11 protein-coding genes are annotated in these 11,901 nt (G+C 35.2%); 7 read left to right on the top strand and 4 right to left on the bottom strand.

What is annotated here, in order from left to right:
* Positions 1-41: 41 nt before the first annotated feature.
* Positions 42-1,760, top strand: a complete 1,719-nt coding sequence (locus BKM63_RS11020; protein ID WP_071636635.1) for an ATP-binding protein — start codon at positions 42-44, stop codon at positions 1,758-1,760.
* 77 nt (positions 1,761-1,837) lie between these two features.
* Here the strand turns inward: BKM63_RS11020 and BKM63_RS11015 are convergent, their stop codons facing one another.
* Genes BKM63_RS11015 through BKM63_RS11000 form a run of 4 tightly spaced genes read right to left on the bottom strand, consistent with a single transcriptional unit; the run spans position 1,838 to position 3,854 of the window.
* Positions 1,838-2,287 (bottom strand): GNAT family N-acetyltransferase, encoded by a 450-nt coding sequence (locus tag BKM63_RS11015; RefSeq protein ID WP_071636634.1) that lies wholly within the window; start codon positions 2,285-2,287, stop codon positions 1,838-1,840.
* 3 nt (positions 2,288-2,290) lie between these two features.
* A complete protein-coding gene (locus BKM63_RS11010) occupies positions 2,291-2,680 on the bottom strand; it encodes a hypothetical protein (protein WP_071636633.1) in 390 nt (129 codons plus the stop codon).
* A 4-nt stretch (positions 2,681-2,684) separates the two neighbouring features.
* Positions 2,685-3,059, bottom strand: a complete 375-nt coding sequence (locus tag BKM63_RS23435; RefSeq protein WP_083572217.1) for a DUF4160 domain-containing protein — start codon at positions 3,057-3,059, stop codon at positions 2,685-2,687.
* 21 nt (positions 3,060-3,080) lie between these two features.
* Positions 3,081-3,854, bottom strand: coding sequence for an XRE family transcriptional regulator (locus BKM63_RS11000; protein WP_071636747.1), 774 nt, complete (start codon positions 3,852-3,854; stop codon positions 3,081-3,083).
* 90 nt (positions 3,855-3,944) lie between these two features.
* On the opposite strand from BKM63_RS11000, the gene dinB reads away from it, so the two are divergent.
* From dinB to BKM63_RS10970, 6 genes are all read left to right on the top strand, one after another.
* On the top strand, positions 3,945-5,126 hold the full coding sequence (gene dinB, locus BKM63_RS10995) for a DNA polymerase IV (protein WP_071636632.1): 1,182 nt from the start codon (positions 3,945-3,947) through the stop codon (positions 5,124-5,126).
* Positions 5,126-8,185 carry a DNA polymerase III subunit alpha gene (locus BKM63_RS10990; RefSeq protein ID WP_071636631.1) on the top strand — a complete coding sequence of 1,020 codons (3,060 nt, stop codon included), beginning with the start codon at positions 5,126-5,128 and terminating at the stop codon, positions 8,183-8,185. Before dinB ends, BKM63_RS10990 begins: the two co-directional genes overlap by 1 nt.
* 32 nt (positions 8,186-8,217) lie before the next feature.
* Positions 8,218-9,597, top strand: coding sequence for an exonuclease domain-containing protein (locus BKM63_RS10985; protein ID WP_071636630.1), 1,380 nt, complete (start codon positions 8,218-8,220; stop codon positions 9,595-9,597).
* A gap of 71 nt (positions 9,598-9,668) precedes the next feature.
* Positions 9,669-10,445, top strand: a complete 777-nt coding sequence (gene xth / locus BKM63_RS10980) for an exodeoxyribonuclease III (protein ID WP_071636629.1) — start codon at positions 9,669-9,671, stop codon at positions 10,443-10,445.
* A gap of 7 nt (positions 10,446-10,452) precedes the next feature.
* Positions 10,453-11,079, top strand: a complete 627-nt coding sequence (locus BKM63_RS10975) for an alpha-ketoglutarate-dependent dioxygenase AlkB family protein (protein ID WP_071636746.1) — start codon at positions 10,453-10,455, stop codon at positions 11,077-11,079.
* Between the two features lie 157 nt (positions 11,080-11,236).
* Entirely contained in the window at positions 11,237-11,698 is a 462-nt protein-coding gene (locus tag BKM63_RS10970) for a DUF1810 domain-containing protein (RefSeq protein WP_071636628.1), read from the top strand.
* Positions 11,699-11,901: the final 203 nt, after the last annotated feature.

Below are 11,901 nucleotides of genomic sequence, written 5' to 3'. Positions count from 1 at the left end.
ATTTTACATCTCACAACCAACATTTTACAAAAATTAAAATTATGAGAATTAAAACCAAATTAAATCTGGGAGTTGGATTGTTATTTTTAATGATTATTATACTTTCGTTAGTTAGCGGTTATTCTGTTTTTTTGATAAAAGCAGACACAGAGAATATTCTAAAAGCGAATTATAATACGCTGGAATATTCGCGAAATATGATTTTGTCTTTGGATGAAATTAAAGCAAATCCAGATAATGAGATTAAGACTTTTAAAGAATATCTGGAAAAACAAACTCAAAATGTAACCGAACCTGGAGAAAAAGAAGCAACTGCAAACCTAGAGAAAAGCTTTGCTCTTTTAGAAAAAAATGGAGCAAATGAAGTTCTGAAAACACAAATCAGACAGGATATTTTTGCGATTATGAAGTTGAATCTCGATGCTATAAAACAGAAAAGCGATATTGCCAAACTTACTGCCGAAAATGCTAATTTATGGATTGCTATTGTGGGAAGTTTATGCTTTTTAATTGCTTTTAATTTACTGGTCAATCTACCCAATAATATTGCGAATCCTATTAAAGAATTGACACTGAGTATTAAGGAAATTGCCAATAAAAATTATTCAGAACGCGTACATTTTACCAATCATAACGAATATGGAGATTTAGCCAAATCGTTTAATACGATGGCGCAAAAACTTCAGGAATATAATGACAGTAATTTGTATAAACTCTTTTTCGAAAAGAAACGACTGGAAACTTTAATCAATAATATGCACGATCCTATTATTGGTCTGGACAATGAAGGAATTGTTTTGTTTGCCAATGATGAAGCCTTGAAAATTGTTGGTCTGAAACTGGAAGATGTTATCGGGAAATCGGCTTCTACCCTAGCCTTATCGAATGATTTGATTCGTTCTTTGATTTTAAAAGAGGATGCAGATTCTCCTAAAAAGCAACCACTTAAAATTTTTGCACACGGAAAAGAAAGTTATTTCGAAAAAGAAATTCTGAATATTACCATAATTCCGACTGGTGAAGAAAAAGAAATCAATATTGGAGATGTGATTATTCTGAGAAACATTACGCTTTTTAAAGAACTGGATTTTGCTAAAACCAACTTTATTGCCACCGTTTCGCACGAATTAAAAACACCGATTGCCTCTATAAAATTAAGTCTTCAATTGCTTGAAAATGCCAAAACGGGCGACATGAACGATGATCAGAAACAATTGGTTGAAAGCATAAAAGATGATAGTCAGCGCTTATTGAAAATTACGGGTGAATTGCTCAATCTGTCTCAATTAGAAACCGGAAATATTCAACTGAATATTGAAAAAAGCAACCCGCACGAAATTGTAAATTATGCTGTTGAAGCCGTAAAAGTTCAGGCCGATCAAAAGCAGATTAAATTGATAATTGATGCCGATGAAAATCTGCAGGACGTAAAAGCCGACAGCGAAAAAACGGGCTGGGTTTTGATTAATTATTTGTCAAATGCGATTCGGTATTCTTCTGAAAAAAGCACGATTATCATCAAATTAAAAAAAGAAAACAATCAAATCGTTTTTCAGGTTATCGACACCGGAAAAGGAATTGACACACGATACAAAGACAAAGTTTTCGATAAATATTTTCAGGTTCCGGGAAGTCAGAAATCCGGAACGGGATTAGGATTAGCGATCAGCAAAGAATTTATTGAAGCCCAAAATGGGAATGTTGGAGTTGAGAGTAATTTGGGATTGGGAAGTACGTTTTGGTTTTCGTTGAAGGTTTAGATTTTTTTTCGCCACGAATTCACGAATTATTTTAAATCAAAATTCGGGAATTAGTGACAGATTTTTTTTCTTCGAAATTATAGCTTCATTTCCATAATGGGCATAAATCTATTTTTGATTGAAGTTTCAAATTCGCCGATTTTTGTAAATCCGATTTTTTGGTAGAATTTTTCGGCATTGGGTTCTGAGTCTAAAATGATTTTTTGACATTTTTCATTTCGCATTCTTTCCACGAAATCATTCATTAAAAAAGAACCAAATCCTTTTCCAATATATTCAGGTAAAATAAATAAGTTGTCCAATTTTACCTGATTGTCTTGTAGTTTGAAATAAGAATAATAACCAACAATCTGATTTTCATCAACTAAATTAAAAACAGGATTTGTTTCGATATAATCTATTGTGATAGTTAGATTATTATTCCATTTCTCCATTTGCTCTTCAGAATATCCCCAATACGCTTTTGACTTTTTGGTGATTTCCGTCAAGCGGATGTGATCTTTTGGAATTGCTTTTAATATATTCATCACTTATTTACAAATAAGTAAATACATAAAATATATAAATACACCAAGAGTTGAAAAAAGAGAAAGCAAAGAATAAAGATTCGTTTTATGATCTTTCTTGTCAACAAAATCAATTAATTCGTCTATGTCAAAATCTTCAATTCTATACTCTTTCCGACTTTTTTCCATCATTAAATATTCTATAAGAATTAAAAATATTAAATTTAATAATGGAATTATTATCACTAAAATATCGATATTATCTTGCACTCTTGAAAGAGCAAAGTAGCCAGCTATAAAAATATTATTTGAAGTAAATAATTTATCATGAATCCGGTTGAAATGATTTATTATATTTTTCCCAGCATCTTCTTTAATCTTTTCAATTTGCTTTTCAAATTTTTCTACATCCATAGCTTTAATTTAATATTGATAAGTCTATTTTTTGTCCCGCTTGCATATCATCCCAAATAATTAATAGTTTATCCCTATTTTTTTCCATCCATTCAAAAACTTTCCTTTCATATTTTTTTTCTATTGAACCCGCTAAAAAAGATAGTTTTTTTATACTAATACTAGCATTGTGGCTAGATTTTCCAATATCTATATGAACATGAGGTTCTCCATGATGCTCTTTATACATTTTTATTTTTATATTAGCATCAGGCCTAAAAATCAGTTGTTTTATTATAAGATCTCGTGAATTTAATTTCTCATTTAATAAATCAATTAACTGAATTTCCTTCTTTAATTTTAGAGATTCTTGGTATAATTCTTCTAATATTTTTTCCATATTTTAGCTAATATAAACTTTTTACGTATTCGAAGTATTATTCTTAATCTCTCGCACTTCTCGTTTCAATTCTAAAAGCAAATCCTTCATTGCTCCGGTTTCCGATATTTCTTGTTTTTTATCCGAACGTCCAATATTACATTCGTATTCCCAAATCTCCAAAATGTCTGAAGCTTTCACTTCATAATTCGGATAAAAACTATTGTCGGATTCTAAAACCAAAGCGTTCTTTTTGTTTTTATTAAGACGTTTATACACCATTCCTTCATTTTTAGTAATCAGGATATAGGTTTTTCCGTCCATAACTTCTCCTAATTTTTCTACGTAGCGGCCAATAATAATCGAACCATCTTCGTGTGGCGGCATCGAATCTCCTTCAACGGGAAATCCGCGATGTTTTCCAGGGCCTAAAAACGGAAGTGTAATCTGCTGTAAGCTTTCGATATATTCCGGATCAGCATAACCATTAAGGTATCCTGCTTTTGCTTTTTGAGATACAATTTCAATAAAATTTTCTCCAAAACTATCTACTTGTATTGGCAGAATAAGTCGATTACCTTCTAGTTTGATCAAATTTTGCACATCAATTTTACGAATATCGACAGATAATATCAAGTCGATGCTCATATGAAAATACAAGGCAATCTTCTTCAAAATATCATACGGTGCTTCCGAAGTTCCATCTTCGTATTTCACGTATCTTCCTCTGGTAATGCTAAGGTTTTCAGCTAATTTCTCCTGAGATATTTTATGCTTAACCCTTAATGCTCTGATGTTGTCTGAAAATAAGGACATAATTAATTTGTTATAATTTGGAACAGCAAATATACAAAAAAATGTTACCATCTGTACTAATTTTGCTTTATACAAAAACAAAAAGGAAAAATGGCAAGGGCAATTGTACATATGGATCTGGATACCTTTTTTGTATCCTGCGAAAGACGCACCAACTCTGAACTTAATGGTATTCCGCTTATTATAGGCGGAGGTGATCGCGGTGTCGTTGCTTCTTGTTCGTATGAAGCCCGTAAATTTGGAGTCCGTTCTGCTATGCCAATTCGTATGGCATTAAAACTTTGTCCGGACGCAAAAGTTATGAAAGGCGACATGGAATTGTATTCGCAGTTATCTCATGATGTTACTGAAATTCTTCAGGAAAAAGCACCAGTTTTAGAAAAAGCGAGTATCGATGAGTTTTATCTGGATATTACCGGAATGGACAAATTTCACGGTAGTTATAAATGGACAAATGAATTGGCTCAAAAAGTAATTAAAGAAACTGGACTGCCTATTAGTTTTTCCTTATCTATTAATAAAACGGTTTCTAAAATTGCAACCGGCGAAGGTAAACCTGTAGGAAATCTTGAAATTCCGGAACAAAAAGTACAAGATTTTTTAAATCCATTATCAATTCAGAAAATACCAATGGTTGGAAATGTCACTTTTCAGCTTTTGTCCCGAATCGGTGTTCGTAAAATTCAGACTTTAGCCGAAATGCCAGCCGAAGTTTTACAACAGATGATTGGTAAAAACGGCCTGGATATATGGAAAAAAGCCAACGGAATCGACCATACGCCTGTTGAACCTTATACCGAAAGAAAATCAATTTCTACCGAACATACTTTTTCTCAGGATACTATTGACATTGCCAAATTGAAAAGAGTGCTTTTAGGAATGGTGGAAAAACTTTCTTTCCAGCTTCGATCCGAACAATGGCTAACCTCAACGGTTACGGTTAAAATACGTTACGCCAATTTTGATACCGAAACGAAACAATGCAGGGTAGCTTATACTTCTGCAGATCATCTTTTAACTAAAAATGTAATGGAACTTTTTGAGAAGTTGTACCAGCGTCGTATGCGGCTGCGGCTGATCGGCATTCGCTTTAGCGGACTCGTGCGAGGTACTTATCAAATTGATCTTTTTGAAGATACTCAGGAAATGCTTTCGCTTTATGCTGCCATGGATAAAATGAAAAGCCGCTACGGTTTTGACGCCGTAATGCGCTGTGCCGGAGCTTCTTTTAAACCTAATAATAAAGACGAAATTTTAAAACGTATTAAATAATGTATCTCAATTGTCATTCTTATCATTCATTGCGTTACGGCACTATTCCGCTTAAGGAATTGGTTGAGCAGGCTGTCTTGTCTGGCGTAAAAACAATGGCATTGACAGATATTAATACCGTTACCGGAATTTACGATTTTATAAGAGAATGCGACAAAACAGGAATTAAGCCGCTTGTAGGAATGGAATTTCGATGCCATCATCAATTCCGATATATTGGTTTGGCCAAAAATGCCGAAGGTTTAGGCGAAATGAATCGCTTTTTGACGAAACATAATTTCAGTGGAGCATCTCTGCCATTGATTGCTCCTGAATTTGATTCGGTTTTTGTGATTTATACTTTAGAAAATGCTCCGAAAACGCTTCGTGAAAATGAATTTATCGGCATTCGTCCTGATGAAGTTTCCAAGCTTTTTACATCAGAGCATAAAGATAAAATTTCTAAAATGGTTATACTGCAATCGGTAACCTTTAGAAATAAAAGAGAATTTAATCTTCATAAAATTCTACGTGCGATTGATACGAATATCATTTTATCAAAACTGACTGAATCTGATTACTGCAGGACTTCTGAAAAAATCCTGCCTTTAGAATCGTTGCTGCCTTATTATGAAAACTACCCTCAGATCATTGAAAACACGCAGTATATAACCGATTCTTGTAATTTTCAATATGACTTTTCAACGCCTAAAAACAAAAAGTTTTTTACTGAAAATCGCGAAGGCGATATAGCAAAACTGACTCAATTGGCTCATGAAGGCTTATTATGGCGCTATGGCGAAAATCATGAAATAGCAAAAAACCGTATAGAAAAAGAACTCAAAGTAATTGACGAATTAGAGTTCAGCGGTTACTTTTTAATTACCTGGGATATCGTTCAGTACAGCAATAGTCAGGGATTTATGCATATTGGCCGAGGCAGCGGCGCCAATAGTATCATTGCGTATTGTTTAGGCATTACTGATATCTGTCCGATAGAATTGGATTTGTATTTTGAGCGTTTTTTAAATTTAAATCGAAAAAGTCCGCCTGATTTTGATATCGACTGGAGTTGGAAAGAACGTAATACGATTTTAGAATATATTTTCGATAAATATGGACGCGATCATGTTGCTTTTTGCGGTACCAATGTAGAATTCAAACACCGCTCTATTTTCAGGGAAGTCGGAAAAGTGTTTGGTCTCCCAAAAGAAGAATTGGATATGCTGGCCAAAAACCCAATGGCTTTACAAGAAACCAATTCTATTGTAAAACTCGTTCAGGATTACAGCCTGATGATGGGCAAATACCCCAACCAGCGGAGTATGCACGCTTGCGGTATTATTATTTCCGAAGAACCAATTACCAATTACACGCCTCTTGAAATGCCTCCAAAAGGTTTTCCAATTGTTCTTTTTGATATGCATATTGCGGAAGAAATTGGTTTCGAAAAATTCGATATTTTAAGTCAGCGCGGTATTGGACATATTGATGACAGCGTAAAGCTAATCGAAAAAAACCGAGGTATAAAAGTGGATATTCGAAATACTTCGATCTCTAAAGATGAAGCAGTTTGCAATGTTCATTTGACACAAGGAAAAACCATTGGGTGTTTTTATATCGAAAGTCCCGCTATGCGCGGCTTATTACGTCGTTTAAATTGTGATAATTATAAAATTCTGGTAGCTGCTTCGTCTATTATTCGTCCCGGCGTGGCACAATCCGGAATGATGAAAGAGTATATTTTTCGTCATAACAATCCAGATCAGTTTCAGTATTTCCATGAGGTTTTTAAAGAGCATCTTGGCGAAACTTACGGCATTATGGTATATCAGGAAGATGTTATTAAAATTGCCCAGCATTACGGCGGACTTCCGGCTGCCGACGGCGATATTCTGCGTCGTGCCATGTCTGGAAAAGGACGTTCTGTGGAGGCTTTGCAAAAAGTAAAAGACAATTTCTTTGCCTGTTGTGCCGAGAAAGGACATCCTGAAGAACTTAGTCAGGAAATTTACCGTCAGATTGAATCCTTTGCAGGTTTTTCGTTTTGTAAGGCCCACTCTGCTTCTTATGCTGTAGAAAGTTACCAAAGCTTATATCTCAAGATCAATTATCCTGTAGAATTTATGACCGCCGTAATCAACAATCAAGGCGGGTTTTACAGAACCGAAGTTTATGTACACGAAGCACGCATGTCTGGAGCAGCAATTCTTAATCCGTGTGTGAATAAAAGTGAATATCAAACTACGGTTTATGGAAATGATATTTACCTGGGCTTTATGCATTTGCAGGGTTTAGAATCGAAAATAGCAAATTTGATTGAAGCCGATAGAGAAAAAAATGGTGATTTTCTTTCTTTGGAGGATTTTATCAATCGAATACCTATTGGAATTGAAAGCATTAAAATTTTGATTTTTATAGATGCTTTTCGCTTTACAGGAAAAACCAAAAATCAGCTTCTTGTTATTGCAAGTTTGCTTCTGAATAATTTTAAACCAGAAAACAGGGGTTTAATGCTTTTACAAGAACCCGTTAAAGAATATAAGCTTCCAACTTTAGAGCGTTCTCTTTTTGAAGATGCTTTTGATGAAATTGAGCTTTTGAGTTTTCCTGTATCGTGTACCGTTTTTGATTTACTTCAAACCAAATATCGCGGCGATGTTATGGCGAAGGATCTTGTCTTGCATCATAAAAAACAGGTTCGTATGCTGGCTTATCTCATTGCCAGAAAACAAGTTCCTACCAAAAAAGGGAATATGTATTTTGGCACCTGGATTGATCATGAAGGTACTTATTTTGATACGGCACATTTTCCGGATAGTCTGGTGCAGCATCCTTTTCAGGGCGGAGGCTGTTATTTGCTTTTAGGAAATGTAGAAGTTGATTATCACTTTCCAACGATAACGATAACCAAAATGGCAAAAATGCCTTTTATTCCAGATCCCCGTTATATGGATGCTAAAGATCAGTTTAAAACACAGCAATTAATCAAGGAAGATGTTAGTCCAACGCATCGTAAGCCTTACCCACAGGCAAATGAAATTAATCTGCCGAGACATCGAATGAAATTTTTAGGCTAAAATAACCGAAGAAAAATTTACGTTATATACAGATGAAAAATACGGAATATGCCATAGTCGATATCGAAACCACAGGCGGGAATGCCAGTGGCAGCCGCATTACAGAAATTGCCATTATTATTCATGATGGTAAAAATGTAATTGACCGTTATGAAACCCTTGTAAATCCAGAAAAAGATATACCACTGTCTATTTTTGGATTAACAGGCATTAATAACGAAATGGTTGCAAATGCGCCAATCTTCGACGATATTTCAGAGAAAGTCTTAGAGATGCTTACAGATCGTATTTTTGTTGCTCATAACGTTAACTTCGATTATTCATTCGTACATCATCAGCTGGAACAAGCTGGTTTTAAATGGTCGGCAAAAAAACTTTGTACGGTTCGTGCAGCACGAAAAATCAAACCGGGTTTAGGTTCTTACAGTTTAGGAAATCTTTGCAACTCTTTAAATATCTCTTTAGAAAACAGGCACCGCGCCGGCGGCGATGCCGATGCAACCGCCGTATTATTTTCACTTTTACTAGAATGGGATGATGCCGGAGAAATCGAAAAAATGATTAAAAAAACGGCACAAGACCAGCGTTTACCTCCTAATCTCCCACCCGAGGATTTTAATAATTTACCCGAAAAACCAGGCGTATATTATTTTTATAATCAACAGAAAAAAGTGATTTATGTTGGAAAAGCCATCAACTTAAAAAAACGCGTGGCTTCGCATTTCAGCGGTAATAATATCAAACCGCAAAGACAGCATTTTCTGCGGGATATTCACGGGATTTCTTTTGAAGTCTGCGCTACCGAACTCATGGCGCTTCTTTTAGAATGCAGCGAAATCAAGAAACTCTGGCCGACTTATAACAGGGCTTTAAAACGTTTTGAAGCCAAATTTGGCATTTATCAATACGAAGCCCGAAACGGTTATAAATATCTGGCTATTGGCAAAGTCAGTAAGTTTCAAATCTGTATTCACGAATTTAACAGCTTGCACGTGGGTATAAATTTACTCCGAAGTCTTGCAGAGCAATTTGAGATCGATCACCGCTTTTGCAAATACTCAAGACCCGAAGAAGGAGAATTTTTCTATACTCCCGAAATAAAAGAGCTGCCAGATGTAGTAATTCATAACGAGCAAGTTGACAATGCGATTGATTTTTTACTGCACAACAGGCCTACTTTTGCGATTATAGATAAAGGAAGAACTGGAGACGAACGCAGCTGCATTTGGATAGAAAACGGTCATTTTCACGGAATGGGATATATACCAAGAGATGTTGCTATTAATGATCCCGAAGATGTAAAAAGTTATGTTACGCTTTATAAAAGCAATCAATATATTGAGCAGTTAATTTTTGCTTACGCAGAAAAATATCCGGGTAAAGTATTCTTTAACAAACAGTTCCTGAAATAAGAATACAAAACCAACTTAGATTAAATGCTTAATAATCAGTAAATTTAATGATACAAATTAATAAATGTACCATGAAAATAGCAACATATAATGTAAACGGAATCAACGGACGCCTGCCTGTTTTATTACGCTGGCTCGAAGAAACAGCTCCAGATATTGTCTGCCTGCAGGAATTAAAAGCACCACAAGATAATTTTCCGCTTAAAGCAATTAATGATGCGGGGTATAATGCCATTTGGCATGGACAAAAGCAATGGAACGGCGTTGCAATCCTTGCCCGAAATATGGAAATTGAAGAAGTAACCCGGATTCTTCCGGGAGATAATGAGGATGTTCAGAGCCGCTATATCGAGGCTTTGATCAACGGAATTGTAATTGCCTGCCTCTATCTGCCAAACGGAAATCCGGCACCGGGGCCGAAGTTTGAATATAAACTGAAATGGTTTGACCGACTTGCTGAACGCGCGCAAACATTATTAAACTTAAAAATTCCTGTAATACTTATTGGAGATTTTAATGTTATGCCAACAGAGCTGGATGTTTACAAACCTGAAAAATGGGTAAACGATGCTCTTTTCAGACCCGAAGTTCGAAAAGCTTTTAAAGATATCGCCTCACAAGGATGGACAGATGCCATTCGCACATTATACCCCGGTGAAAAAATTTACACTTTTTGGGATTATTTTAGAAATGCTTATGAACGAGATGCAGGTTTAAGAATTGACCACTTTTTACTGAGTCCGCAAATAGCCAAAGAACTGCGTTCAGGTGCTGTTGACCGTCATGTAAGAGGCTGGGAAAAAACAAGCGATCATGCTCCTGTTTGGATTGAAATTGACAAAAAATAAATGGAAAATGACATTATTTAACGACACCGAATTATTTACCGCAGGTTTGGCAGGAAAAAAAGTATTTGACATCCCTGATTCTGAATTGATTTTGATTGATAATTTCTTCACAAAAGAAGAGTCTGATCGTTTTTACGAAAGACTGCTTCGCAAAACCAAATGGAGAGAATATGAAATGGAGATTTACGACAAAACCTATACCGTTCCCAGAATGATCGCCTGGTACGAAGACAAAGATAACCCCGGTGCAGATCCAAAAGGCCCGGACTGGAACTATGAATTACTGACTATTAGAGGCCGTGTCGAAAAAGAAACGCAGCTGGATTTTAATACTGTACTGCTTAATTTATACCGAGATGGAAATGACGGTGTAGGCTGGCACAGCGACAAAGAACACAATACGGGGCCAAACCCGGTTATTGCTTCAGTGACTTTTGGCGAAACGAGAATGTTCAAGCTGCGTCATAAATTCAGCAAGGAGATTCCGCAGGTCGAAATTCCGCTGCATCATGGCTCATTTTTATTGATGGCAGGAACCACAAATAGCTTTTGGCAGCATCAGGTTCCGAAAACGGCACGGAATGTTTTACCCAGAATAAATTTAACTTTTAGACAAACGCATCGAAATGTGTAATTATTTAATAACTAAAAACAAGCGTATTTTTTAGCTCTATAACGATGAGGAAAATTCTGTCGAAAAAAGTTAAAATACTGATTGTATGCATGTTTTATTAGGCAGACCCTTTCTTTTTTACTACTTTTGCAACCCTTTTTTAAAATATAATACCAAAATGGCTTATTCAAACAATGATTTAATGCGCTTTTTAGATGCGCAGAACAAACTTTATCTTACTGCCCTTGCTGAAATTAAAAAAGGAAAAAAAGAAACACACTGGATGTGGTTTATTTTTCCTCAAATTAAAGGCTTAGGCACTAGTGATACGTCAAATCTTTATGCCATTGCCGATCTTAAAGAAGCTTCAGAATATCTGGAACATCCTATATTAGGAAAACATCTTATTGAAATTTCAGAACTGTTATTAACCTTTAAAAGAAAATCAGCTGATGGGATTTTTGGAGATTTAGATGCCAGAAAATTACGTTCTTCAATGACTCTTTTTTCTTTGGTAGAAAACACCAATCCTGTGTTCCAGGAAATATTGGATGCTTTTTTCTCTGGAGAAATTGATCCGCTTACTATATCTATTATTAATTCAACTATAAAATCATCTGTTGAACCAGTTGTTGTATAACAAACTCAATAGGTCATTTAATATCAAAAAGACATTGTTTTTTAGCAGTGTCTTTTTTTTGTTTCAGCAATATCTGTTGATGATAAAATTCCTAAACTTCTGTCAATCCTCTTTATCCTATTCTCTACTTTTTGATAGCGAAATTTCACGAAATAAAATTCGATTCACGAAATATAACACCTCATCATAAAACAAAATTTCTT

Source organism: Flavobacterium johnsoniae, from assembly GCF_001879205.1.
Lineage (GTDB): Bacteria > Bacteroidota > Bacteroidia > Flavobacteriales > Flavobacteriaceae > Flavobacterium > Flavobacterium johnsoniae_A.
The sequence above is the reverse complement of the archived record's forward strand: the minus strand, read 5'-3'. Positions and strand labels throughout refer to the sequence as shown.